At 63.1% G+C, this 25,809-nt stretch carries 21 protein-coding genes; 17 read left to right on the top strand and 4 right to left on the bottom strand.

Annotation, left to right across the window (positions count from 1 at the left end; all coding sequences use genetic code 11):
* Positions 1-425 precede the first annotated feature (425 nt).
* The 14 genes from aceA to nuoN all read left to right on the top strand — a co-directional run bounded on the left by aceA (position 426) and on the right by nuoN (position 17,435).
* Positions 426-1,751, top strand: coding sequence for an isocitrate lyase (gene aceA / locus VA602_RS19315; RefSeq protein WP_054892704.1), 1,326 nt, complete (start codon positions 426-428; stop codon positions 1,749-1,751).
* Positions 1,752-2,459: 708 nt separating this feature from the next.
* Entirely contained in the window at positions 2,460-2,873 is a 414-nt protein-coding gene (locus tag VA602_RS19310) for an NADH-quinone oxidoreductase subunit A (RefSeq protein ID WP_003251427.1), read from the top strand.
* Positions 2,874-2,883: 10 nt separating this feature from the next.
* A complete protein-coding gene (locus tag VA602_RS19305; protein WP_029614113.1) occupies positions 2,884-3,561 on the top strand; it encodes a NuoB/complex I 20 kDa subunit family protein in 678 nt (225 codons plus the stop codon).
* Between the two features lie 79 nt (positions 3,562-3,640).
* The gene (gene nuoC, locus VA602_RS19300; RefSeq protein WP_054892703.1) at positions 3,641-5,422 is read left to right on the top strand and encodes an NADH-quinone oxidoreductase subunit C/D; all 1,782 of its coding nucleotides are present in this window, start codon (positions 3,641-3,643) and stop codon (positions 5,420-5,422) included.
* 2 nt (positions 5,423-5,424) lie between these two features.
* Entirely contained in the window at positions 5,425-5,922 is a 498-nt protein-coding gene (gene nuoE / locus VA602_RS19295; RefSeq protein WP_012313767.1) for an NADH-quinone oxidoreductase subunit NuoE, read from the top strand.
* Positions 5,919-7,283, top strand: a complete 1,365-nt coding sequence (nuoF, locus tag VA602_RS19290; RefSeq protein ID WP_054892702.1) for an NADH-quinone oxidoreductase subunit NuoF — start codon at positions 5,919-5,921, stop codon at positions 7,281-7,283. Before nuoE ends, nuoF begins: the two co-directional genes overlap by 4 nt.
* Before the next feature lie 132 nt (positions 7,284-7,415).
* On the top strand, positions 7,416-10,130 hold the full coding sequence (gene nuoG, locus VA602_RS19285) for an NADH-quinone oxidoreductase subunit NuoG (protein WP_323454006.1): 2,715 nt from the start codon (positions 7,416-7,418) through the stop codon (positions 10,128-10,130).
* The gene (gene nuoH, locus VA602_RS19280) at positions 10,127-11,134 is read left to right on the top strand and encodes an NADH-quinone oxidoreductase subunit NuoH (RefSeq protein WP_016488222.1); all 1,008 of its coding nucleotides are present in this window, start codon (positions 10,127-10,129) and stop codon (positions 11,132-11,134) included. Before nuoG ends, nuoH begins: the two co-directional genes overlap by 4 nt.
* 11 nt (positions 11,135-11,145) lie before the next feature.
* Entirely contained in the window at positions 11,146-11,694 is a 549-nt protein-coding gene (nuoI, locus tag VA602_RS19275) for an NADH-quinone oxidoreductase subunit NuoI (protein ID WP_011534620.1), read from the top strand.
* A 10-nt stretch (positions 11,695-11,704) separates the two neighbouring features.
* Positions 11,705-12,205 (top strand): NADH-quinone oxidoreductase subunit J, encoded by a 501-nt coding sequence (nuoJ, locus tag VA602_RS19270; RefSeq protein ID WP_054892700.1) that lies wholly within the window; start codon positions 11,705-11,707, stop codon positions 12,203-12,205.
* A 3-nt stretch (positions 12,206-12,208) separates the two neighbouring features.
* Positions 12,209-12,517 (top strand): NADH-quinone oxidoreductase subunit NuoK, encoded by a 309-nt coding sequence (nuoK, locus tag VA602_RS19265; protein WP_023631349.1) that lies wholly within the window; start codon positions 12,209-12,211, stop codon positions 12,515-12,517.
* Positions 12,514-14,367, top strand: a complete 1,854-nt coding sequence (nuoL, locus tag VA602_RS19260) for an NADH-quinone oxidoreductase subunit L (RefSeq protein ID WP_054892699.1) — start codon at positions 12,514-12,516, stop codon at positions 14,365-14,367. Before nuoK ends, nuoL begins: the two co-directional genes overlap by 4 nt.
* Positions 14,368-14,425: 58 nt before the next feature.
* On the top strand, positions 14,426-15,958 hold the full coding sequence (gene nuoM / locus VA602_RS19255) for an NADH-quinone oxidoreductase subunit M (protein ID WP_323454005.1): 1,533 nt from the start codon (positions 14,426-14,428) through the stop codon (positions 15,956-15,958).
* A 7-nt stretch (positions 15,959-15,965) separates the two neighbouring features.
* Positions 15,966-17,435: an NADH-quinone oxidoreductase subunit NuoN gene (nuoN, locus tag VA602_RS19250; RefSeq protein ID WP_054892697.1), complete on the top strand. Its 1,470-nt coding sequence runs from the start codon at positions 15,966-15,968 to the stop codon at positions 17,433-17,435.
* A gap of 76 nt (positions 17,436-17,511) precedes the next feature.
* Here nuoN and VA602_RS19245 read toward each other — a convergent pair whose 3' ends face one another.
* The gene (locus VA602_RS19245; protein ID WP_323454004.1) at positions 17,512-19,308 is read right to left on the bottom strand and encodes a glycoside hydrolase family 15 protein; all 1,797 of its coding nucleotides are present in this window, start codon (positions 19,306-19,308) and stop codon (positions 17,512-17,514) included.
* Between the two features lie 162 nt (positions 19,309-19,470).
* Here VA602_RS19245 and VA602_RS19240 point away from each other — a divergent pair, with 162 nt between their 5' ends.
* Positions 19,471-21,303, top strand: a complete 1,833-nt coding sequence (locus tag VA602_RS19240; RefSeq protein ID WP_054892695.1) for an SLC13 family permease — start codon at positions 19,471-19,473, stop codon at positions 21,301-21,303.
* A 146-nt stretch (positions 21,304-21,449) separates the two neighbouring features.
* Positions 21,450-22,868 (top strand): GGDEF domain-containing protein, encoded by a 1,419-nt coding sequence (locus VA602_RS19235; protein WP_323454003.1) that lies wholly within the window; start codon positions 21,450-21,452, stop codon positions 22,866-22,868.
* A gap of 1 nt (position 22,869) precedes the next feature.
* On the opposite strand, the gene VA602_RS19230 is transcribed toward VA602_RS19235, so the two are convergent.
* Positions 22,870-23,628: a sulfite exporter TauE/SafE family protein gene (locus VA602_RS19230; RefSeq protein WP_054892693.1), complete on the bottom strand. Its 759-nt coding sequence runs from the start codon at positions 23,626-23,628 to the stop codon at positions 22,870-22,872.
* 100 nt (positions 23,629-23,728) lie between these two features.
* On the opposite strand from VA602_RS19230, the gene VA602_RS19225 reads away from it, so the two are divergent.
* Entirely contained in the window at positions 23,729-24,628 is a 900-nt protein-coding gene (locus tag VA602_RS19225; RefSeq protein WP_323454002.1) for a LysR family transcriptional regulator, read from the top strand.
* Positions 24,629-24,754: 126 nt separating this feature from the next.
* Here the strand turns inward: VA602_RS19225 and VA602_RS19220 are convergent, their stop codons facing one another.
* A complete protein-coding gene (locus VA602_RS19220; RefSeq protein WP_063544312.1) occupies positions 24,755-24,949 on the bottom strand; it encodes a hypothetical protein in 195 nt (64 codons plus the stop codon).
* Between the two features lie 479 nt (positions 24,950-25,428).
* On the bottom strand, positions 25,429-25,782 hold the full coding sequence (locus tag VA602_RS19215; protein ID WP_054892690.1) for an SH3 domain-containing protein: 354 nt from the start codon (positions 25,780-25,782) through the stop codon (positions 25,429-25,431).
* Positions 25,783-25,809 lie beyond the last annotated feature (27 nt).

Below are 25,809 nucleotides of genomic sequence, written 5' to 3'. Positions count from 1 at the left end.
AGTAAGCCAAAAAAAGCACTACAAAACATTTGACAGGCTCTTTTCGCCAAGGGCATGATGGCCTCGCTCCCGCTAATCAGGGGCCCTGGCAAGGGCCTTCGGGACGCCCTCCCGACACCCCTGGAGGCGTCCTGTGTCTATACGGCCCACAAGGCGGTTCGACGGGATTGCGACTGCAACGAAGAAGTTGTCCCGAGGGACGGAAGCGCATCACCGCAGAACCGGCAATCGACGTCGCACCGCAGCAAGGCATCCACGAGCCAACCTGCTGGGCACGCCTTCGCCTGACCTGCACCCCCTTCCCCTTCGAGCCTTCCCCGTTCGCCGCCGCACTCCCCCGGACAGGACAGCCGCCAAGCCTCTGATTCCGCGCCCTGAGCATCCGCACAACTACACTCAAGATCGATGCGACGAGGTTTATTTCCATGGCACTGACACGCGAACAGCAAATTGCAGCCCTCGAGAAAGACTGGGCCGAAAACCCGCGCTGGAAAGGCGTGACCCGTACCTACACCGCCGCCGATGTCGTTCGCCTGCGTGGCTCCCTGCAGCCAGAGCACACTTTTGCTCGTCAAGGCGCAGAAAAACTGTGGAAGCTGGTCACCCAAGGTGCCCACCCGTCCTTCCGGCCCGAAAAAGATTTCGTCAACTGCATGGGCGCCCTCACCGGCGGCCAGGCCGTGCAGCAGGTAAAAGCCGGCATTCAGGCCATCTACCTGTCCGGCTGGCAGGTAGCCGCCGACAACAACTCGGCAGAGTCCATGTACCCTGACCAGTCGCTGTACCCGGTCGACTCGGTACCGACCGTGGTCAAGCGCATCAACAACGCCTTCCGCCGCGCCGACCAGATCCAGTGGAAAGCCGGCAAGAACCCGGGCGACGATGGCTACATCGACTACTTCGCACCGATCGTGGCTGACGCCGAAGCCGGTTTCGGCGGCGTGCTGAACGCCTACGAGCTGATGAAGAACATGATCGAGGCAGGCGCCGCTGGCGTGCACTTCGAAGACCAGCTGGCCTCGGTGAAAAAATGCGGCCACATGGGTGGCAAGGTACTGGTGCCAACTCAGGAAGCCGTACAGAAGCTGGTGGCCGCGCGTCTGGCCGCTGACGTTGCGGGCGTACCGACCATCATCCTCGCTCGCACTGACGCCAACGCTGCCGACCTGCTGACCAGCGACTGCGACCCTTACGACCAGCCGTTCGTGATCGGCGAGCGTACCCGTGAAGGCTTCTACAAGGTACGTGCCGGCCTCGACCAGGCCATCGCCCGCGGCCTGGCCTACGCCCCGTACGCCGACCTGATCTGGTGTGAAACCGCCAAGCCGGACCTGGACGAAGCCCGTCGCTTCGCCGAAGCGATCAAGAAGGAGTACCCGGACCAACTGCTGTCGTACAACTGCTCGCCATCCTTCAACTGGAAGAAGAACCTGGACGATGCCACCATCGCCAAGTTCCAGCGCGAACTGTCGGCGATGGGCTACAAGCACCAGTTCATTACCCTGGCCGGCATCCACAACATGTGGCACGGCATGTTCAACCTGGCGCACGACTACGCCCGCAACGACATGACCGCCTACGTGAAACTGCAGGAGCAGGAATTCGCCGACGCCAGCAAGGGCTACACCTTCGTGGCGCACCAGCAGGAAGTGGGCACCGGCTATTTCGACGACATGACCACCGTGATCCAGGGTGGCGCTTCGTCGGTGACGGCACTGACCGGTTCGACCGAGGAAGAGCAGTTCCACTGATAGTGGATTGCTGACAGAGGCCCGGGGCTTGAGAAAGCCCCGGGCTTTCTTTTGCCTGCCTGCCCCACCACTGCCTCACCCTGCAGACGCCTGATGTCCTGACGACGAGGCAAACCCCGAGATCAGGTCTATGCTTGAGGCAGCACAGCAAGCAAGGACTGCCACATGCCTCGTCCAAGCCAACGCCTGAATGTCCTTTATATAAAGAAGCACAGCCCGCACCCGGCTTGCTCGATTGCGCGTCCTTGCCATTGCCGCCCGCCCCCTTCGCCCCGCTATTCGCCGAAACATTGACCCAGAGCGGTACACGAAAACGCTGCAACTGCTAGAACGAGAGTTTTTCTCATTTGCAAGTGACAAGATTGCGAATTGAACTAGACAGGTATCAGATGGCTCGGCAAACAGCGGCTCAGCCAAATGATATTAATTATCATTATTAAATTGAAGACTCGTTACGCCAACCAAGAAACATAATTAACAAATCTGATTGGAATGCCCGAAAATCAAGGCTTTCAGCGATTTACGAAAGATTTTTGTTCTTAATCCTACGAATAATTTTGCACTGGAAATTTTACTTGCCGTGGGTTTACCCATAAAATCAGCGCGATTGATTCAGCTGCGACATTTGGTCACTGCATCAGCGACACCGCGTCGCCGCTCTACTTATTTCAGACTGCAGAGCTGGGTCTCTGTATAAGGATTTCAAGCATGTCCGATTCGGCAGGACTCATCGCCCACAACTGGGGCTTTGCCATCTTCCTCCTGGGTGTCGTCGGCCTGTGTGCCTTCATGCTCGGCCTGTCCAGCCTGCTCGGCAGCAAGGCCTGGGGCCGCGCCAAGAACGAACCCTTCGAATCCGGCATGCTGCCCGTTGGCAGCGCCCGCCTGCGCCTGTCCGCCAAATTCTATCTGGTCGCGATGCTGTTCGTGATCTTCGATATCGAAGCCCTCTTTCTCTTTGCATGGTCTGTGTCCGTCCGCGAAAGCGGCTGGACCGGATTCGTCGAAGCTCTCGTTTTCATAGCAATTCTGTTGGCAGGTCTTGTCTACCTATGGCGCGTCGGTGCTCTTGATTGGGCTCCCGAAGGTCGCCGCAAGCGGCAAGCGAAGCTGAAACAATGAGGCTTTGGCAATGCAATACAATCTCACCAGAATCGATCCGGATGCGCCCAACGAGCAGTACCCGGTAGGTGATCGGGAAACCGTCACCGACCAACTGCTCGAAGACCAGGTCCACAAGAACATCTACATGGGGAAACTCGAAGATGTGCTGCGTGGCGCGGTCAACTGGGGTCGCAAGAACTCCCTCTGGCCGTACAACTTCGGCCTGTCCTGCTGCTACGTGGAAATGACCACGGCCTTCACGGCACCCCACGACATCGCCCGCTTCGGCGCCGAAGTCATCCGGGCCTCGCCGCGCCAGGCCGACTTCATGGTCATCGCCGGTACCTGCTTCGTCAAAATGGCGCCGATCATCCAGCGCCTCTACGAGCAGATGCTCGAGCCCAAGTGGGTCATTTCCATGGGTTCGTGCGCCAACTCCGGTGGCATGTACGACATCTACTCGGTCGTTCAGGGGGTCGACAAGTTCCTCCCCGTGGACGTCTATGTGCCTGGCTGCCCGCCGCGCCCCGAGGCTTTCCTGCAAGGTTTGATGCTGTTGCAGGAATCGATCGGCCAAGAACGACGCCCACTCTCCTGGGTGGTTGGTGATCAAGGTATTTATCGTGCCGAGATGCCTGCCCAGAAAGACCTGCGTCGTGAACAGCGCATTGCGGTAACCAACCTGCGCAGCCCCGACGAAGTCTGATCCAGCGACCTGCCGCCCGCTCCCCAAGGAGCCGGCGGCCTGGCTTCATTCTCAACGTTGACCCAAAGCGACCGAGACCATGACAGCGGACACCGCTATTTTCATTCCGCCCTACAAGGCTGACGACCAAGATGTGGTCGTCGAACTGAACAACCGCTTTGGCGCCGAAGCATTCGTCGCCCAGGAAACCCGCACCGGCATGCCCGTACTGTGGGTCAAGCGCGCCCAGCTCAAGGAAGTGCTCAGCTTTCTGCGTGGCGTGGCCAAGCCCTACAGCATGCTGTACGACCTGCATGGCGTCGACGAGCGCCTGCGCACCCAACGCCGCGGCCTGCCTGCCGCCGACTTCAGCGTGTTCTACCACCTGTTGTCGGTCGAGCGTAACAGCGACGTGATGATCAAGGTGTCGCTCAGCGAGGGCGACCTGAACCTGCCGACCGTGACCGGTATCTGGCCGAACGCCAACTGGTACGAACGCGAAGTCTGGGACATGTTCGGCATCGACTTTGCCGGCCACCCGCACCTCAGCCGGATCATGATGCCGCCGACCTGGGAAGGTCACCCGCTGCGCAAGGACTACCCTGCCCGCGCCACCGAATTCGATCCCTACAGCCTCACGCTCGCCAAGCAGCAGCTTGAAGAGGAATCGGCGCGCTTCAACCCCGAGGCCTGGGGCATGAAACGCCAGGGCGCCAACGAGGACTACATGTTCCTCAACCTCGGCCCCAACCACCCTTCTGCCCACGGTGCCTTCCGTATCGTCCTGCAGTTGGACGGCGAAGAGATCGTCGACTGCGTCCCGGACATCGGCTACCACCACCGTGGTGCCGAGAAGATGGCCGAGCGTCAGTCCTGGCACAGCTTCATTCCCTATACCGACCGTATCGACTACCTCGGTGGGGTAATGAACAACCTGCCGTACGTCCTCGCGGTCGAGAAGCTGGCCGGTATCCAGGTGCCGCAGAAAGTCGACGTGATTCGCATCATGCTCGCCGAGTTCTTCCGGATCACCAGCCACCTGCTGTTCCTGGGTACCTATATCCAGGACGTCGGCGCCATGACCCCGGTGTTCTTCACCTTCACCGACCGCCAGCGTGCCTACACCGTGATCGAGGCGATCACCGGTTTCCGTCTGCACCCGGCCTGGTACCGCATCGGCGGCGTTGCCCACGACCTGCCACGCGGCTGGGACAAGCTGGTCAAGGATTTCGTCGAATGGCTGCCCAAGCGCCTGGACGAATACACCAAGGCCGCCTTGCAGAACAGCATCCTCAAGGGCCGTACCATCGGCGTTGCCGCATACAACACCAAGGAAGCGCTGGAGTGGGGTACCACCGGTGCCGGCCTGCGCGCCACCGGTTGCGACTTCGACCTGCGCAAAGCCCGTCCCTACTCCGGCTACGAGAACTTCGAGTTCGAAGTACCGCTGGCCCACAACGGCGATGCCTATGATCGCTGCATGGTCCGTGTCGAGGAGATGCGCCAGAGTATCCGCATCATCGACCAGTGCCTGCGCAACATGCCGGAAGGCCCGTACAAGGCGGATCACCCGCTGACCACGCCGCCACCGAAAGAGCGCACCCTGCAGCACATCGAGACCCTGATCACCCACTTCCTGCAAGTCTCGTGGGGCCCGGTCATGCCGGCCAACGAGTCGTTCCAGATGATCGAGGCGACCAAGGGCATCAACAGTTACTACCTGACGAGCGATGGCGGCACCATGAGCTACCGCACCCGGATCCGTACCCCGAGCTACCCGCACCTGCAGCAGATCCCTTCGGTGATCAAGGGCAGCATGGTCGCGGACCTGATCGCGTACCTGGGCAGTATCGACTTCGTTATGGCTGACGTGGACCGCTAAGCATGAACAGCACGCTTATCCAAACCGACCGTTTCGCCCTGAGCGAAACCGAGCGCTCGGCCATCGAGCACGAGATGCACCACTACGAGGACCCGCGCGCGGCGTCCATCGAAGCCTTGAAAATCGTGCAGAAGGAACGCGGCTGGGTGCCGGACGGCGCCATCTACGCGATCGGCGAAGTGCTGGGCATCCCTGCCAGCGACGTCGAGGGCGTGGCCACCTTCTACAGCCAGATCTTCCGCCAGCCGGTCGGTCGCCACATCATTCGCGTGTGCGACAGCATGGTCTGCTACATCGGCGGCCATGAATCGGTCGTCAGCCAGATCCAGAGCGAACTGGGCATCGGCCTGGGCCAGACCACCGCCGATGGCCGCTTCACCCTGCTGCCGGTGTGCTGCCTGGGCAACTGCGACAAGGCCCCCGCGCTGATGATCGACGATGACACCTTTGGCGACGTGCAGCCTGCAGGCGTCTCCAAACTGCTGGAGGGTTACGTATGACCATCACTTCCTTCGGCCCGGCCAACCGCATCGCGCGCTCGGCTGAAACCCACCCGCTGACCTGGCGCCTGCGTGATGACGGCGAGCCGGTCTGGTTGGCCGAGTACGAGTCCAAGAACGGCTACGCCGCGGCCCGCAAGGCCCTGGCCGACATGTCCGCCGACGACATCGTGCAAAGCGTCAAGGACTCCGGCCTCAAGGGTCGCGGCGGCGCAGGCTTCCCCACTGGCGTGAAGTGGGGCCTGATGCCCAAAGACGAATCCATGAACATCCGCTACCTGCTGTGCAACGCGGATGAAATGGAGCCCAACACCTGGAAAGACCGCATGCTGATGGAGCAACAGCCCCATCTGCTGGTCGAGGGCATGCTGATCAGCGCACGCGCGCTGAAGGCCTACCGTGGCTACATTTTCCTGCGCGGCGAGTACACCACGGCAGCGAAGAACCTCAACCGCGCCATCGATGAAGCCAAGGCCGCAGGCCTGCTGGGCAAGAACATCCTGGGCTCCGGTTTTGACTTCGAGCTGTTCGTGCACACCGGTGCCGGCCGCTACATCTGCGGTGAAGAAACGGCACTGATCAACTCGCTCGAAGGCCGCCGCGCCAACCCACGCTCCAAGCCGCCCTTCCCTGCCGCTGTCGGCGTGTGGGGCAAGCCGACCTGCGTGAACAACGTCGAAACCCTGTGCAACGTCCCGGCCATCGTCGCCAACGGCAACGACTGGTACAAGTCGCTGGCCCGTGAAGGCAGCGAAGACCATGGCACAAAACTGATGGGCTTCTCCGGCAAGGTGAAGAACCCGGGTCTGTGGGAACTGCCATTCGGCGTGACCGCCCGCGAGCTGTTCGAAGACTACGCCGGTGGCATGCGCGACGGCTTCAAGCTCAAGTGCTGGCAGCCAGGCGGTGCCGGTACCGGCTTCCTGCTGCCAGAACACCTGGATGCACAGATGTACGCCGGTGGCATCGCCAAGGTCGGCACCCGCATGGGTACGGGCCTGGCCATGGCGGTCGACGACAGCATCAACATGGTCTCGCTGCTGCGCAACATGGAAGAGTTCTTCGCCCGCGAGTCGTGCGGTTGGTGCACACCATGCCGTGACGGCCTGCCATGGAGCGTGAAGATGCTGCGCGCCCTGGAGAAAGGCCAAGGCCGCGCCGAAGACATCGAGACCCTGCTGGGTCTGGTCAACTTCCTCGGCCCAGGCCGCACCTTCTGTGCTCACGCACCGGGTGCCGTGGAGCCGCTGGGCAGTGCCATCAAATACTTCCGGTCCGAGTTCGAGGCCGGTGTCGCGCCCGCTAGCGCTGCCGACACCCTGCGCCCGAACCTGGCCAAGCCGATTGTGGTCGGCGCATAACAAGATGAATCGCGGGTGGTCCGTGCCACCCGCCAGCTTGCAGGCCGGCCCGAACGATTCGCGGCCGGCCGCAAGCTCACCGATTTCCATTAGCCACGCCTGCTCACGCGGGCCAACGAAGAACTTTGAACCATGGCCACTATCCACGTAGACGGCAAAGCGCTCGAAGTCAACGGTGCAGACAACCTGTTACAGGCCTGTCTGTCGCTCGGCCTCGACATCCCTTATTTCTGCTGGCACCCGGCGCTCGGTAGCGTCGGCGCCTGCCGGCAATGTGCGGTCAAGCAGTACACCGACGAGAACGACACCCGTGGTCGTATCGTCATGTCCTGCATGACCCCTGCCTCCGACGGCACCTGGATCTCCATCGACGATGACGAGTCGAAGGCGTTCCGTGCCAGCGTCGTCGAGTGGCTGATGACCAACCACCCGCACGACTGCCCGGTGTGCGAGGAAGGCGGTCACTGCCACCTGCAGGACATGACGGTAATGACCGGCCACAACGAGCGCCGCTACCGTTTCACCAAGCGTACCCACCAGAACCAGGACCTCGGCCCGTTCATCGCCCATGAGATGAACCGCTGCATCGCCTGCTACCGCTGCGTGCGCTACTACAAGGACTACGCAGGCGGTACCGACCTGGGTGTCTATGGCGCCCACGACAACGTGTACTTCGGTCGCGTTGAAGACGGCGTGCTGGAGAGCGAGTTCTCTGGCAACCTGACCGAGGTCTGCCCGACCGGCGTGTTCACCGACAAGACCCACTCCGAGCGCTATAACCGCAAGTGGGACATGCAGTTCGCCCCGAGCATCTGCCACGGCTGCTCCAGCGGCTGCAACATCAGCCCCGGTGAGCGCTACGGCGAACTGCGCCGTATCGAGAACCGCTTCAACGGCTCGGTGAACCAGTACTTCCTGTGCGACCGCGGCCGCTTCGGCTACGGCTACGTCAACCGCAGCGACCGTCCACGCCAGCCGCTGCTGGCCGATGGCAGCAAGCTGGGCCTCGACGCTGCCCTGGACAAGGCCGCCGACCTGCTGCGCGGTCGTACCATCGTCGGCATCGGCTCGCCGCGCGCCAGCCTCGAGAGCAACTACGGCCTGCGCGAGCTGGTCGGCGCCGACTACTTCTACTCGGGTATGGAAGCCGGTGAGCTGAGCCGCGTGCGCTTGGTGCTGGAGGTGCTGAACAACAGCCCGCTGCCGGTGCCGACCCTGCGCGACATCGAAGATCACGATGCCGTGTTCGTACTCGGCGAAGACCTCACGCAAACCGCCGCCCGCGTCGCCCTGGCTGTTCGCCAGGCCACCACGGGCAAGGCCGAGGCCATGGCCGAAGGCATGAAGGTCCAGCCATGGCTCGACGCCGCGGTGAAGAACATCGGCCAGCACGCGCTGTACCCGCTGTTCATTGCTTCGCTGGCCGAGACCAAGCTCGATGACGTCGCCGAGGAATGCGTACACGCAGCCCCTGCCGACCTCGCCCGCCTGGGCTTCGCCGTGGCCCACGCCATCGACCCGAGCGCACCCGCCGTCGAAGGCCTGGACGCCGAAGCGAAGGCGCTGGCCCAGCGCATCGCCGACGCCCTGGTCGCCGCCAAGCGCCCACTGGTAGTTGCCGGTACTTCGCTGGCTGATGCCGCACTGATCGAAGCCGCAGCCAACATCGCCAAAGCGCTCAAGCTGCGCGAGAAGAACGGTTCGCTGAGCCTGGTCGTGCCTGAGGCAAACAGCCTCGGCATGGCCATGATGGGTGGCGATTCGGTCGATGCTGCACTGGAGGCCGTCATCACCGGCAAGGCCGACGCCATCGTCGTGCTGGAGAACGACCTGTACACCCGCGTGCCGGCCGCCAAGGTCGATGCTGCGCTCGCCGCTGCAAAAGTGGTGATCGTCGCCGACCACTCCAAGACCGCCACCAGCGACCGCGCCGACCTGGTCCTGCCCGCAGCGTCCTTCGCCGAAGGCGACGGCACCCTGGTCAGCCAGGAAGGCCGCGCCCAGCGCTTCTTCCAGGTGTTCGACCCGCAGTACCTGGACAGCAGCATCCAGATCCACGAAGGCTGGCGCTGGATGCACGCCCTGCGTGCCACCCTGCTGAACAAGCCGGTCGACTGGACCCAACTGGACCACGTCACCAGCGCCTGCGCCAACGCCGCACCGCAACTGGCCGGCATCGTCAACGCAGCGCCAAGCGCCGCGTTCCGCATCAAGGGCATGAAGCTTGCCCGTGAGCCGCTGCGCTACTCGGGCCGTACCGCCATGCGCGCCAACATCAGCGTTCACGAGCCGCGCACACCGCAGGACAAGGACACCGCGTTCGCCTTCTCGATGGAAGGCTACTCGGGCTCGGCCGAACCGCGCCAGCAAGTGCCATTCGCCTGGTCGCCGGGCTGGAACTCGCCGCAAGCCTGGAACAAGTTCCAGGATGAAGTCGGTGGCCACCTGCGTGCCGGTGACCCTGGCGTGCGCTTGATCGAATCGCAAGGCGATCGTCTGAACTGGTTCAACACCATCCCGGCTGCCTTCAACCCGGCGCGCGGGACCTGGACTGCCGTGCCGTTCTTCCACCTGTTCGGCAGCGAGGAGAACTCTTCGCGTGCTGCACCGGTACAGGAACGCATCCCGGCGGCCTACGTGGGCCTTGCCAAGTCCGAAGCCGACCGCCTGGGCGTCAACGACGGCGCACTGCTGAGCCTGAACGTCGCGGGCGTTTCGCTGCGCCTTCCGCTGCGCATCAATGAAGAACTGGGCGCTGGCCTGGTGGCGTTGCCCAAAGGCCTGGCCGGCATTCCGCCCGCCATCTTCGGTGCATCCGTCGAAGGCCTGCAGGAGGCAGCACAATGAGCTGGTTCACCCCCGAAGTGATCGATGTGATCATCCAGGTCGTCAAGGCTATCGTGGTGCTGCTGGCCGTGGTGGTTTGCGGCGCCCTGCTCAGCTTCGTCGAGCGCCGCCTGCTGGGCTGGTGGCAGGACCGCTACGGTCCGAACCGTGTCGGCCCGTTCGGCATGTTCCAGATCGCCGCCGACATGCTGAAGATGTTCTTCAAGGAAGACTGGAACCCGCCCTTCGTCGACAAGATGATCTTCACCCTGGCGCCGGTCGTGGCCATGAGCGCCCTGTTGATCGGCTTCTCGATCATCCCGATCACACCGGGCTGGGGCGTTGCCGACCTGAACATTGGTCTGCTGTTCTTCTTCGCCATGGCCGGCCTGTCGGTCTACGCGGTGCTGTTCGCCGGCTGGTCGTCGAACAACAAGTACGCCCTGCTGGGCAGCTTGCGGGCCTCGGCGCAGACCGTGTCGTACGAAGTGTTCCTGGGCCTGGCGCTGATGGGCGTGGTGGTACAGGTGGGCTCGTTCAACATGCGCGACATCGTTGAATACCAGGCTCAGAACCTGTGGTTCATCATTCCGCAGTTCTTCGGCTTCTGCACCTTCTTCATCGCTGGCGTCGCCGTGACTCACCGTCACCCGTTCGACCAGCCAGAAGCGGAACAGGAACTGGCCGACGGCTACCACATCGAGTATGCCGGCATGAAATGGGGCATGTTCTTCGTCGGTGAGTACATCGGCATCATCCTCATCTCGGCGCTGCTGGTTACCCTGTTCTTCGGCGGCTGGCACGGCCCGTTCGGCATCCTGCCGCAACTGCCGTTCCTGTGGTTCGCGTTGAAGACCGCGTTCTTCATCATGCTGTTCATCCTGCTGCGCGCCTCGATCCCGCGCCCGCGCTATGACCAGGTGATGGACTTCAGCTGGAAGTTCTGCCTGCCGCTGACCCTGATCAATTTGCTGGTGACCGCTGCGATCGTGCTCTACAACACGCCAGCCGTCGCGGCCCAGTGAGGATTTGACCCATGTTCAAATATATCGGCGACATCGTTAAGGGCACCGGCACTCAGCTGCGCAGCCTGGTGATGGTGTTCTCCCACGGGTTCCGCAAGCGCGACACCCTGCAATACCCCGAAGAGCCCGTGTACCTGCCGCCACGCTATCGTGGCCGCATCGTCCTCACCCGCGATCCCGACGGCGAGGAGCGCTGCGTAGCGTGCAACCTTTGCGCGGTGGCCTGCCCGGTCGGCTGCATCTCGTTGCAGAAAGCCGAGACCGAGGATGGCCGTTGGTATCCCGAGTTCTTCCGCATCAACTTCTCGCGTTGCATCTTCTGCGGCCTGTGTGAAGAGGCGTGCCCGACCACCGCGATCCAGTTGACCCCGGATTTCGAAATGGCCGAGTTCAAGCGTCAGGACCTGGTGTACGAGAAAGAAGATCTGCTGATCTCCGGCCCCGGCAAGAACCCTGACTACAACTTCTACCGTGTTGCGGGTATGGCCATCGCTGGCAAGCCGAAAGGCTCTGCGCAGAACGAAGCCGAGCCGATCAACGTGAAGAGCTTGCTCCCATAAGGACAGAAAGATGGAATTCGCTTTCTACTTCGCATCCGGGATCGCCGTGGTCTCCACCCTTCGGGTGGTGACCGGCACAAACCCCGTGCACGCCCTGCTCTACCTGATCATTTCGCTGATCTCCGTGGCGATGATCTTCTTCTCCCTGGGTGCGCCGTTCGCCGGCGCCCTGGAAGTGATCGCCTACGCTGGCGCCATCATGGTGCTGTTCGTCTTCGTGGTGATGATGCTCAACCTGGGGCCGGCTTCGGTCGCCCAGGAGCGTGGCTGGCTCAAGCCGGGCATCTGGGCAGGGCCGGTGATCCTCGCCGCCCTGCTGCTGCTGGAGCTGCTGTACGTGCTGTTCGCCAATCCGAGCGGTGCTGCCATCAGCGGTACCACGGTTGACGCCAAGGCCGTCGGCATCAGCCTGTTCGGCCCCTACCTGCTGGTGGTCGAACTGGCCTCGATGCTGCTGCTGGCCGCGGCCGTCACCGCCTTCCACCTGGGCCGCAACGAGGCGAAGGAGTAAATCATGGGTGCTATCCCTCTCGAGCATGGTCTGGCGGTCGCCGGCATCCTGTTCTGCTTAGGTCTGGTCGGCCTGATGGTCCGCCGCAACATCCTCTTCGTGCTCATGAGCCTGGAAGTCATGATGAACGCCGCAGCCCTGGCGTTCATCGTCGCCGGTGCCCGTTGGGTCCAGCCCGACGGTCAGGTGATGTTCATTCTGGTGATCAGCCTGGCAGCCGCCGAGGCCAGCATTGGCCTGGCAATCCTGCTGCAGCTGTATCGCCGCTTCCACACTCTCGACATCGATGCTGCCAGTGAGATGCGCGGATGAACCTTCTCTTCCTGACTTTCGTCTTTCCCCTGATCGGCTTCCTGCTGCTGTCGTTCTCGCGCGGGCGGTTCTCGGAGAACCTGTCCGCCCTGATCGGCGTCGGTTCGGTCGGCCTCTCGGCCGCGACCGCCGCCTACGTGATCTGGCAGTTCAACGTCGCGCCGCCTGAAGGCGGTGCGTACAGCCAGCTGCTGTGGCAGTGGATGTCGGTGGACGGCTTCGCGCCGAACTTCACCCTGTACCTGGACGGCCTGTCGGTCACCATGCTCGGCGTGGTCACCGGCGTTGGCTTCCTGATCCACCTGTTCGCGTCCTGGTACATGCGTGGCGAAGCCGGTTACTCGCGCTTCTTCTCGTACACCAACCTGTTCATCGCCAGCATGCTGTTCCTGATCCTGGGCGATAACCTGCTGTTCATCTACTTCGGCTGGGAAGGTGTAGGCCTGTGCTCCTACCTGTTGATCGGTTTCTACTACAGCAACCGCAACAACGGTAACGCGGCACTGAAGGCCTTCATCGTCACCCGCATCGGCGACGTGTTCATGGCCATCGGCCTGTTCATCCTGTTCGCCCAACTGGGTACGCTGAACGTCCAGGAACTGCTGGTGCTGGCACCGCAGAAATTCCAGGCGGGCGACACCTGGATGGTCCTGGCCACCCTGATGCTGCTCGGTGGTGCGGTCGGTAAGTCGGCCCAGCTCCCGCTGCAGACCTGGCTGGCCGACGCGATGGCTGGCCCGACCCCGGTTTCGGCACTGATCCACGCCGCGACCATGGTCACCGCAGGCGTCTACCTGATCGCCCGTACCCACGGCCTGTTCACCCTGGCGCCGGACATCCTGCACCTGGTTGGCGTAGTCGGTGGCATCACCCTGGTACTGGCCGGCTTCGCCGCGCTGGTGCAGACCGACATCAAGCGTATCCTCGCCTACTCCACCATGAGCCAGATCGGCTACATGTTCCTCGCCCTGGGCGTTGGCGCATGGGATGCGGCGATCTTCCACCTGATGACCCACGCCTTCTTCAAGGCCCTGCTGTTCCTTGCCTCCGGTGCGGTGATCGTTGCCTGCCACCACGAGCAGAACATCTTCAAGATGGGCGGCCTGTGGAAGAAGCTGCCACTGGCCTACGCCAGCTTCGTGGTCGGTGGTGCTGCCCTGGCCGCCCTGCCGATCCTGACCGTGGGCTTCTACTCCAAGGACGAGATCCTCTGGGAGGCCTTCGCCAGCGGCAACACCAACCTGCTGTACGCAGGCCTGGTCGGCGCGTTCATGACCTCGCTGTACACCTTCCGCCTGATCTTCATCGCCTTCCACGGCGAAGCGAAGACCGAAGCCCACGCTGGCCACGGCATCAGCCACTGGCTGCCGCTGGGCGTGCTGATCGTGCTGTCGACCTTCGTCGGCGCCTGGATCCACCCGCCGCTGGCAGGCGTGCTGCCTGAGAGCGCCGGTCACGCCGGTGGCGAAGCCAAGCACTCGCTGGAGATCGCCTCGGGCGCCATCGCCATCGCCGGTATCCTGCTGGCTGCGGTGCTGTTCCTGGGCAAACGTCGCCTGGTCACCGCGATCGCCAACAGCAGCATCGGTCGCGTCCTGTCCGCCTGGTGGTTCGCCGCCTGGGGCTTCGACTGGATCTACGACAAGCTGTTCGTCAAACCTTACCTGCTGATCAGCCACATCCTGCGCAAGGACCCGGTTGACCGCGGTATCGGCCTGATTCCTCGCATGGCTCGCGGCGGCCACGTCGCCATGAGCAAGACCGAGACCGGTCAGCTGCGCTGGTACACCGCCTCTATCGCCGTAGGTGCCGTGCTCGTGCTCGGCGCCGTGGTAGTGGCCGCGGTATGACCATGAATATTGCGAACCTCGCGAACCTTGCGACTCTGCGAAAGGAAACGAACCCGTCATGATTCTGCCTTGGCTGATCCTGATCCCCTTCATCGGCGGCTTCCTGTGCTGGCTGGGTGAGCGCTTCGGCGCCACCCTGCCGCGCTGGATCGCGCTGCTGACCATGTCCCTGCTGCTCGGTATCGGCCTGTGGCTGTGGGGCACCGGTGACTACACCCTCGCCCCCGCTCCGGGCGCCGAACCTGCCTGGGCTGTGGAATACAAAGTCCAGTGGATCCAGCGCTTCGGCATCAGCATCCACCTGGCCCTGGACGGCCTGTCGCTGCTGATGATCCTGCTCACCGGCCTGCTCGGTGTGCTGTCGGTGCTGTGCTCGTGGAAAGAGATCCAGCGCCACGTCGGCTTCTTCCACCTCAACCTGATGTGGATTCTCGGCGGCGTGGTCGGTGTGTTCCTGGCGCTGGACCTGTTCCTGTTCTTCTTCTTCTGGGAAATGATGCTGGTGCCGATGTACTTCCTCATCGCGCTCTGGGGTCACAGCTCGGCGGATGGCAAGAAGACCCGGATCTACGCGGCGACCAAGTTCTTCATCTTCACCCAGGCCAGCGGCCTGATCATGCTGGTGGCGATCCTTGGCCTGGTGCTGGTCAACTACAACGCCACCGGGATGATCACCTTCAACTACAGCGACCTGCTCAAGGCACAGCTGCCGCCAGGTGTCGAATACCTGCTGATGCTGGGCTTCTTCATCGCCTTCGCGGTCAAGCTGCCAGTGGTTCCGTTCCACTCCTGGCTGCCTGACGCCCACGCCCAGGCGCCGACTGCAGGCTCCGTCGACCTCGCCGGCATCCTGCTGAAGACTGCGGCCTACGGCCTGCTGCGCTTCGCCCTGCCGCTGTTCCCGAACGCCTCGGCCGAGTTCGCGCCGATCGCCATGACCCTGGGCCTGATCGGTATCTTCTACGGTGCCTTCCTGGCCTTCGCCCAAACCGACATCAAGCGCCTGATCGCCTTCTCCAGCGTCTCGCACATGGGCTTCGTGCTGATCGGTATCTACTCCGGCAGCCAGCAGGCCCTGCAGGGTGCGGTGATCCAGATGCTGGCCCACGGCCTGTCGGCTGCGGCGCTGTTCATCCTGTCCGGCCAGCTGTACGAGCGCCTGCACACCCGTGACATGCGCCAGATGGGTGGCCTGTGGCACCGCATCGCGTATCTGCCAGCCATCAGCCTGTTCTTCGCCGCCGCGTCGCTGGGCCTTCCGGGCACCGGCAACTTCGTCGGCGAGTTCCTGATCCTGATCGGCAGCTTCGCCCACGTGCCATGGATCACCGTGATCGCCACCACCGGCCTCGTGTTCGGTTCGGTCTACTCGCTGATCATGATCCACCGCGCCTACTTCGGTCCGGCCAAAGCCGACACCGTGCTGGCCGGCATGGACGGACGCGAGCTGATCATGGTGCTGGGCCTGGCGGTGCTGCTGATCGTGCTGGGCGTCTACCCGCAGCCGTTCCTCGACACCTCTGCCGCCACCATGAGCGGTGTGCAGCAGTGGCTCGGTTCCGCTTTCACTCAACTCGCTTCGGCCCGGTAAGAGCGCTATGGAATTCACCACTCAACACTTCATCGCATTGGCGCCGATGCTGATCACCACCATCACCACGGTGGTGGTGATGCTGGCGATCGCCTGGAAGCGCAACCACTCGCAGACCTTCCTGCTGTCCACCGTGGGCCTGAACCTGGCCCTGCTGTCGATCCTGCCGGCACTGAAAGTCGCACCGCTGGCGGTCACCTCGCTGGTGACCATCGACAAGTTCGCCTGCCTGTACATGGCGATCATCCTGGTGGCCACTCTGGCATGCGTTACCCTCGCCCACGCCTACTTGGGCGAGGGCTCCAAGGGCTTCCCGGGCAACCGTGAAGAACTCTACCTGCTGCTGCTGATGTCAGCGCTGGGGGGCCTGGTGCTGGTCAGCGCCAACCACCTGGCAGGCCTGTTCATCGGCCTGGAGCTGCTGTCGGTGCCGGTCTATGGCCTGGTAGCCTATGCGTTCTTCAACAAGCGCTCGCTGGAAGCCGGCATCAAGTACATGGTGCTCTCGGCTGCAGGTTCGGCCTTCCTGCTGTTCGGCATGGCCCTGCTCTACGCCGATGCCGGCGCCCTGACCTTCGACCAGCTGGGCAAGGCCCTGGCCGCCACCAGCATGCCAAGCCTGCTGGCCCAGCTGGGCCTGGGCATGATGCTGGTAGGCCTGGCCTTCAAGCTGTCGCTCGTGCCTTTCCACCTGTGGACGCCGGACGTGTACGAAGGTGCTCCGGCACCGGTCGCCGCCTTCCTGGCCACCGCCAGCAAGGTTGCGGTATTCGCCGTGGTCGTACGCCTGTTCATGCTCTCCCCTGCCGCCAGCAGTGGCGTGCTGAGCACCGTACTGGCAGTGATCGCCGTCGCCTCGATCCTGGTCGGTAACCTGCTGGCGCTGACCCAGAGCAACCTCAAGCGTCTGCTGGGTTACTCGTCCATCGCCCACTTCGGTTACCTGGTCATCGCCCTGGTGGCGAGCAAGGGCCTGGCACTCGAGGCCATGGGCGTGTACCTGGTCACCTACGTGATCACCAGCCTGGGCGCCTTTGGCGTGATCACCCTGATGTCCTCGCCGTACGCCGGCCGTGACGCCGACGCGCTGTACGAATACCGCGGCCTGTTCTGGCGTCGTCCGTACCTGACCGCGGTACTGACCGTGATGATGCTGTCGCTGGCCGGTATCCCGCTGACTGCAGGCTTCATCGGCAAGTTCTACATCATCGCCACCGGCGTCGAATCGCACCTGTGGTGGCTGGTCGGTGCTCTGGTGATCGGCAGCGCCATCGGTGTGTACTACTACCTGCGGGTCATGGTGACCCTGTACCTGGTAGAGCCGAACCTGCGTCGTCACGATGCGCCGCTGAAGTGGGAACAGCGTACCGGCGGCGTCATGCTGCTGGCCGTTGCGATCCTGGCCTTCGTGCTGGGTGTATACCCGCAGCCGTTGCTGGAACTGGTTCAGCAGGCTGGCCTGCACCTGGTGGGCTGATTCGTTCTGCGCTCGCTGTATCAAGACACCCCGCCTCGGCGGGGTGTCCTGTTTTTGGCATCGGTAAAACCGACCTTCAACCACAGCGGGCACGGTCGCGTGCCGGGCACTCAGCTCGGTGCAGGTTCAACGCGGTATTGATAATGCCGATGTGGCTGAACGCCTGGGGAAAATTCCCCAGCATTCGCTGCCCAAGCGGATCGTACTGCTCGGCCAGCAGGCCCACGTCGTTGCACAACCCGGTCAGGCGGTCATACAAGGCCTGCGCCTGGGCCTGACGCCCCAGCAGCACATACACGTCAGCCAACCAGAACGAACACACCAGGAAGGTCCCCTCCCCAGGCGCAAGGCCATCGCTGCAACTGTCGCTGTCATAGCGCAGCAACAAACCATTCTTCAGCAGACGATGCTCGATCTGTTCCAGCGTGCGCAAGAAACGCGGATCTTCCGCTGGCAGAAAACCGGTCAGGGCAATCTGCAACAGGCTGGCATCGAGCTCGTCCGAACCATAGGCCTGCACGAAGTACTGCCCACCAGCGTCCAGCCCTTGCTCGCACACCTCTCGGTGAATCTGCTCGGCTACCTGACGATAGTGCCTGCCCCGTTCGCGATCCTCCTCGGTGGTTTCAGCCAGACTCGCCGCACGGTCGAACGCAACCCAGGCCATCACCTTCGAATGCACGAACTGTTGGCGACCGCCACGCACCTCCCAGATTCCTTCGTCGGGCTCGCGCCAGATGCGCTCCACATACGGCATGATCAACCGGGCGATTGCGGCACTGCGAGGGTGGCGGGGCAGCCCGCCCTTGATCGCCTGGGCCATGGCATCGGCCACCTCACCATAGATATCCAGTTGGCGCTGCCCGGAGGCTGCGTTGCCGATGCGCACCGGGCTTGAGCGTTCATACCCGGCCAGCCAGGGCAAGGTGAACTCGGCCAGGTCGCGCTCGCCTGCCAGGCCATACATGATCTGCATCTGCTCCGGATTACCGGCCACCGAGCGCAGCAGCCATTCGCGCCAGGCCTGCGCTTCATCGAAGTACCCCAGGTTCATGAACGCCAGCAGGGTCATGGTGGCGTCCCGCAACCAGCAATAGCGATAGTCCCAGTTACGCTCGCCACCAATGCGCTCGGGCAGCGAAGTGGTGGCCGCGGCGACGATCCCGCCGGTGGGCGCATAGGTCAGCGCCTTGAGGGTTAGCAGCGAGCGACGCACCAGGGCGCTGTGCGGCCCCATGTCAGGGCAGCGGGCAGCGAAGTCCTGCCAGAGCTCCAGGGTGCGTGCGAGCGCCTGATCGGCGTCGAAATCCGGCGTGTCGGGCAGGTGCGAGGGTTGATGACGCAAGGCGAACACCTGCCGCTCGCCCGCGCCCACATGAAAGCGGCAGACGCTGTGATGGTCCATTGCATGCAACCCGACCGTGCTACGCAGGATCAGCCGGTCGGGGCCGGCAACGGCACTGAGGGTCAGTGGATCGAGCCGCTCCACCCAGGGAACACTGCGGCCATAGTCGAAGCGCAGCACCAGATCGAGCTCGAATCGGGTCTCCCCCGAAAGACCTTCGACGATGCGTAGCACGGCGTTGTCTTCACCCAGGGGCATGCAGTCGAGTACCCGGGCACGGCCGCTGGCAGTGGTCCAGGTGGTTTCCAGTACCAGGGTATCGCCCAGGTACTTCCGGCTGCACTGCTCCACCGGGTCGCTGGGCGCCAGGCGCCAGCGACCATTTTCTTCATTGCCGAGCAAGGCGGCGAACACCGCCGGGGCGTCGAAACGGGGCAGGCACAGCCAGTCGATCGAACCATCGCGGCTGACCAGGGCTGCGCTACGGCAGTTGCCAAGCAGGGCATAGTCTTCGATGTGCGCGGGCATTGGAGCTCCTTGGATTGAGGCTTGGGTTCGCTCTGTTGCTTGTGACCACAACCGAGCACGCTTTGCACCCCTCGCCCGAATCCTGCAGTACATCAACGACGTCGCCCCCCTGGCCTGCTACTGTTCTCCCCAGCCCCAACCCGTGAAGGATCACCCTGCCCCATGTCTTCCGACCTGCTCCTGGTCCTCGGCCTGCTGGCCATCGTCGTCACCCTGTTCATCCTCAACCGCCCGCGCATGGATGTGGTTGCCCTGTTGGTGATCCTGTTTCTGCCGCTGTCCGGCATCCTCACCGTCGAGCAGGCCCTGGCCGGCTTCAGCGATCCCAACGTGGTGCTGATCGCCGCGCTGTTCGTGATCGGCGAAGGCCTGGTGCGCACCGGCATCGCCTACCGCATCGGCGACTGGATGAGCGAGCGCGCCGGCAACAGCGAGGCACGCTTGCTGGTGCTGTTGATGGTCGCAGTCGCCGGGCTTGGCTCGGTAATGAGTTCGACCGGGGTGGTGGCGATCTTCATCCCGGTGGTGCTGAGCATCGCTGCGCGTCAAAAGCGCTCGCCAAGCCGCCTGATGATGCCGCTGAGCTTCGCCGGCCTGATCAGCGGCATGCTCAGCCTGGTGGCGACGCCACCGAACGTGGTGGTGCACAGCGAGCTGGTACGCCATGGGCTGGAGGGCTTCAACTTCTTCAGTTTCACCCCGTTCGGCCTGGTCATCCTGGTGCTGGGCGTGGGCTACATGTTGCTGACCCGCCGCTGGCTCAACGGCGAGGTGCGCAAGGACGGCCGCAGCGAAAGCCGTCGCACCCTGCTCGACCTGGTGCTGGACTACAAACTCAGCGGCCGCGAGCGGCGGCTGCGCATTCGTCCACATTCGCCGCTGATCGGCCATACCCTTGGCGAGCTCGAATTACGTACCCGCCATGGCGCCAATGTGGTCGGCATCGAGCGCCAGCACAAATTCACCACCCGGGTGATCGCCGCCGACTCCGGCACCTTGCTGCAACAGGGCGATGTGCTGCTGCTCGACCTGTTCGCCAATCGCGACGATCTGCGCAGCCTGTGCCAGACCATGCAACTGGAACCCCTGCACTTCAAGGCCGCCTACTTCATCGATCAATCGCAGGAGGTGGGCATGGCCGAGGTCTCGCTGCCGCCCGGCTCGCAACTGATCGGCAAGACTATCCTGGAGCTCGCCTTTCGCAGCCGCTACGGCCTCAATGTGGTCGGCCTGCGCCGCGAGCAGAACGCGGTCGATGAGCAACTGGTGGAAGAGAAACTACGCCTGGGCGATACCCTGCTGGTCATCGGCCCCTGGAAGGCCGTGCGCCAGCTGCAAAGCCAGCCGCGCGACTTCCTGGTACTCAGCCTGCCAGCCGAAGTCGATCAGGTCGCGCCTGCGCGCGCCCGTGCTCCCCACGCCTTGCTGAGCCTGGCGGTGATGGTCGGGCTGATGGTCAGTGGCCTGGTACCCAATGTCCTCGCTGCGCTGATCGGCTGCCTGTTGATGGGCGCCGGACGCTGTATCGACATGAACAGCGCCTACCGCGCAATCCATTGGCAAAGCCTGGTACTGATCGTCGGCATGCTGCCCTTCGCCCTGGCCCTGCAGAAGACCGGCGGTATCGACCTGGCCGTCACCGGGCTGGTCGGCCTGCTCGGCGGCGCCGGCCCGCTGGCCATCCTGGCCTGCCTGTTCGCCCTCACCGCAGTGATCGGGCTGTTCATCTCCAATACGGCTACGGCAGTGCTCATGGCTCCGGTTGCAATCAGCACGGCGCAACAGCTGGGGATGTCACCGTACCCCTTCGCCATGACCGTGGCCCTGGCCGCCTCGGCAGCCTTCATGACGCCGGTGTCCTCGCCGGTGAATACCCTGGTGCTCGGCCCGGGCCAGTACCGCTTCGCCGACTTCGTCAAGATCGGTGTGCCCTTCACCCTGCTGGTGATGGGAGTGACCGTGGTGATGGTGCCCTGGTTCTTCGGGTTGCAGTGAGCCGGCTGAAAACCTGTACCAAACCTGAAATATCAGGGAGGATCGGCACAAACTAATATCCAATTGACATCAATTCGTTTCATGAACCACACTGCAAGCCATGTGTCCCAGGTGTTCGCTGTAGTCGTCCTGGATTACGTTTCCGCTTGTCGGTCGAGCCCATGGTGTTTTCAGCCCAGTCGCGCCTGCTGCCTCCGTTGATCCTGTTTGGCCTGACCTTCGCCCTGACGCTGGGCGGCATCCTGGCCAGGCCGATCGAATCCCTGTCGCTGTTCTGGCCGGTCAATGCGGTGTTGGCCGGGGTTCTGCTGCGCCATCCGCGCCAGGGCAGTATCCTGGGCGTGGCCCTGATGTACGTGGCGATGGTCAGTGCCGACCTGATCTGTGGCAGCGAGTGGCGCCCGGCCCTGTGGTTCAACCTGTGCAACGTCGGTGCGATCGTCACCTTCTGGCGTTTGTTGGCGCACTTGCCCCGCTCCCACCGGCGCCTGCGTACACCTCACGGCGTACTGCGCGTGTTCGCTGCCTGTGCCGCAGGGGCCGTGGTGGCTGCGAGCCTCGCCTGCGTGATGGCCGCGCCCTGGTTCGATCAGTCATTGCGCGCCACCTGGCTGGCCTGGTTCAGCGAACAGTTCTCCACCAGCGTACTCGTGCTGCCGATCATGCTCACTGCGCCGTCGCTACCGGCCCTGGTGCGCAGCGGAGGGCTGCCTGTGCGACTGGCACCCTTGCTGGTGCTGCTGGCGTCGCTGGTGCTCAGTATCGTTTTCGGCGGCCCTGGCGCAATCGCCTTCCCCATTTCTGCGCTGCTGTGGTGCGCCCTGAGCTATTCCCCCTTCATGCTTTCGTTGCTGTCCCTGACAGCGGGCAGCACCCTCATCGTTGCCGTGGCCCAGAACCTGATGCATTTCAGCGTGCCGCAGAGCGAGCCTGGCGTCACTGCGCTGATGTCGGCTCGCCTGGGCATCGCCATGCTGGTGCTCGGGCCGCTGGTGGTGGCCTGTGTGAGTAATGCCAACCGTGCCCTGCTGTCGCGCCTGGCGCACCAGGCGACCATCGATCACCTGACCGGCGCCCTGACCCGCAGCGCCTTCGCTCGCCAGGCCAACGCCCTGCTCGAAGGCCGGCAGCAGCATGCCCAGGCGCTGCCGCTGACCTTGATGATGCTCGATATCGACTACTTCAAGGCCATCAATGATCGCCATGGCCACGCCGTCGGCGACTACGTCCTGCGCCAATGCGCCAGGGCGCTGCAGGACCAACTGCACGATGGCGAATTGTTCGCACGCCTGGGTGGCGAGGAGTTCGTCATCGTCATTCCGGGGCTGGCTCCTGAACAGGCCGCGTTCACTGCCGAGCGTCTGCGCCGGGCCGTGCAGGACCTGCAGATGGTGCAAGGCGAGGTGCCACTGCGTATCACCGTGAGCATCGGTGTCAGTGGCTGCAACGATAGCCAACCGATAGCCGACCTTGATGCCTTGCTGGCCGACGCCGACCAGGCGCTGTATCGCGCCAAGGCCCATGGCCGCAATCGTGTCGAGCAGGCCCAGCGCCAGGTCATCTGAGTCAGCCGATCAGGTCCCACGAAAGCTTGCCGATCAGCACGCACAGCAGCACCAGGAACAGCCCGCGCACGAACCCTGCCCCCTTGCGTACCGCCAGCCAGGTACCCGTCAAAGCCCCCAGGATGTTGAACACCGCCATCGGCAATGCAATGGCCCACAGCACGTTACCCGAGGGAACGAAGAACACCAGCGCTGCGAGATTGGTGGCGATGTTCACAAGCTTGGCCGACGCCGAGGCGTGGAGAAAATCCAGCGCGAAAAAGCGGATGAACAGGAAGATCAGGAAGCTGCCCGTGCCAGGGCCGAACAGACCGTCATAGAAACCGATGGCACCGCCGATCAGTACCGCCAGGCACTGTTCCCTGCGGCCGATGCGCGTCGGTGTGTGCACGGCACCGAAGTCCTTCTTGCAGAACGTGTAGATCGCCATCAATACGATCAGCACCAGCACCGCTGGGCGCATCACGCTGGGAGGGACCAACGATACGGTCGCAGCCCCGACGAACGACATCACAAAGGCACTGGCCATCGCCGGCACGATCAGCCCCCAGTCGAGACTGACCTTGCGAATGAACGAGCGCGCAGCGAAAGCCGTGCCGCACACCGACGCAAACTTGTTGGTGCCCAGCAGCGCTGCCGGTTGAGCACCGGGCAACACATTGAACAATGCAGGAATCTGGATCAGCCCGCCGCCGCCGACCGCAGCATCGATCAATCCGGCAGCGAAAGCGAACAGGGACAACAGGACGATATCCGTCATTTGAAAGGTTCCAGGCAGAGAGAGCGTGCGCAAAGCCTAATCAAATGGCCGCACCTGTGTTGAAATGCCATATTGCACAAACCGCAATGAGGAACTCGCCATGGCACTGGACATGCTGCGCGAAATACAGGCCTTCGTCAGCGTCGCCCACAAGCGCAGCTTCGTTGCCGCCGCCCGCGCGCTGGGGCGCTCCCCCAGCGCCGTAACCCGCGCGGTGCAAGCACTGGAGGACAACGCTGGCACCCGCCTGCTCAATCGCAGTGCCAACGCCGTGACCCTGACCGAAGCCGGTGAGCACCTGCTGCCACATGCACAACGCTTGCTGGAGGTGCAACGTGATGCCGCCGATGAGCTGGCGGCGCTGAGCGGTTCGGCACAAGGCTGGATCCGCTTCGCAGTGCCCGAGCTGTTAGGCCAGAAAGTACTGCCAGCGGTACTCGCCGACTTTTCCCAGCGTCACCCCCAGGTAACCCTGGACGTACAGTTCGTCGACCAGGCCCTGGACCCGATGCAAGGCAAGTTCGATTTCGTCGTGCGCGGCGCCTTTCCCCAGTCAAGCGAACTGATCGGCTACCCACTGTGGAACTACCGCCGCCACCTGTACGCCAGCCCGGCGTACCTGCAGCAACACGGCTTGCCACTGGAACCCGAGGAGTTGGGCGGCCATGCGCTGATCCTGCACACCGCTCCCCGCATTCTCAAGGCTTGGCATTTCTGCCGCGATGGCCAGATCACCAGCCTGCGACCACGTCCGCGCCTACGCCTGTCCGCTGGCACTGCGGTGTACCAAAGCGCGCTGGCAGGCGCCGGCATCGCCCGCCTCGCCGACTGGCTGGGCGAACCACAAGTGCAGGCCGGGCGCTTGCTGCGGGTATGTCCGGCGTATCACCTGACCTCCAGCAGCGGCCAGGATCCACAGATGCATGCGCTCTATCCGCCAGGCGAACAACCGGCTCGGGTCCGTGAACTGCTGCAAGCGCTGCGTCGTGCACGTCCCTGACCCCAAGATGGCGCTGTACAAATTCTGCTCAATTTAACAAAGGCCGCTTCACTCCTGGCTTGTAGCGTTTTATCCACAGACCTACCCACGTTTTTTGTGGACAGAATTCCGAGGCCAGATAACGACTTATCGCACACGCACCAGTGCAGCATTTGCTAGCTTGACCAATTCGATCCACTCGCCAACGTTGATCGCCCCGGCCTGCTCAAGTTGTTCGGCACAGACCAGTGCCTGCTCGTAATCCCGTTCGCTGGCGATACCTGTGCCAACGAACCGCTCCCGCCACTCCAGCATCGCTGCAGTGCCCTTCTTGCTTTCCATGTACGACTCCGAGACAGGTGGGCTGCCGTCAAGCCAAAACTCCAGACGCCCCCACGCTCAGGGGCCGAAAACGGCCGCGGGAGATTACACGAGCGGTCATCAAACAAGAATAAATATCAACAAGAAGCCGACGGAAAGTCGATGAGAGGCGTAGCAGGAGGTAAAGCGCATCGAGCCCGTCTCACGGGTAGACGGGCTCGGGAAAGTGGGACGGGCATTTCAGCCCGGCGGGATGGTACCCAGCAAGCCGATCAGGATCGTCAGCATCAGGAAACCACCCAGGAACAACGCAAGCTTGCCCATTGGAACCTCGACAAAGTGGGGACTGAACGGCAGAGCTGCCCGTCAGGGATACGGTGCAGCCGCGCTTGCCCAGCGCATACCGCTTCGTACGGCTGGGCTTGAGGGGCATTGTCAGGCCTTGGCTGATACGGTTACAGATTCAGGTTGCTGGAAAAAAAGCATATCAGATTGATCGTTCAGTCCATCTGTCGCAACTTTTCCAACGGCAACCACCCCAGTTCACCGTTGCGCTGGCGCCGACACCAGAGCCAGCCGTTCAAGCGCCGGAGCCCCACCATCACCTGCCCGGGATCGGCGTCCAGCTCATAGGCCGAGTACGACTCCAGTGCCCGCCCCTGGCCAACACCCAGCCGCTCGATCAGTTGCCCCGGTACCCAGCCTGGCTCTTGCCCCTCACAACTGCACAGGTACCAGTCCTGCCAGTCTTCCTCGCCCTCGTAACGCTGCCCGATCTGCAACAACGTCCCTCGGGCGAAGCTGATGGGTCGAGGGTATTCACTGCGATGGCTTTCGATCACCACGTATTTCATATGCCGCTCCCTGGCTATAGAAGAATC

This window comes from Pseudomonas machongensis, from assembly GCF_034961125.1.
Classification (GTDB): Bacteria; Pseudomonadota; Gammaproteobacteria; order Pseudomonadales; family Pseudomonadaceae; genus Aquipseudomonas; species Aquipseudomonas machongensis.
This window is presented reverse-complemented; position numbering and strand designations above follow the sequence as displayed.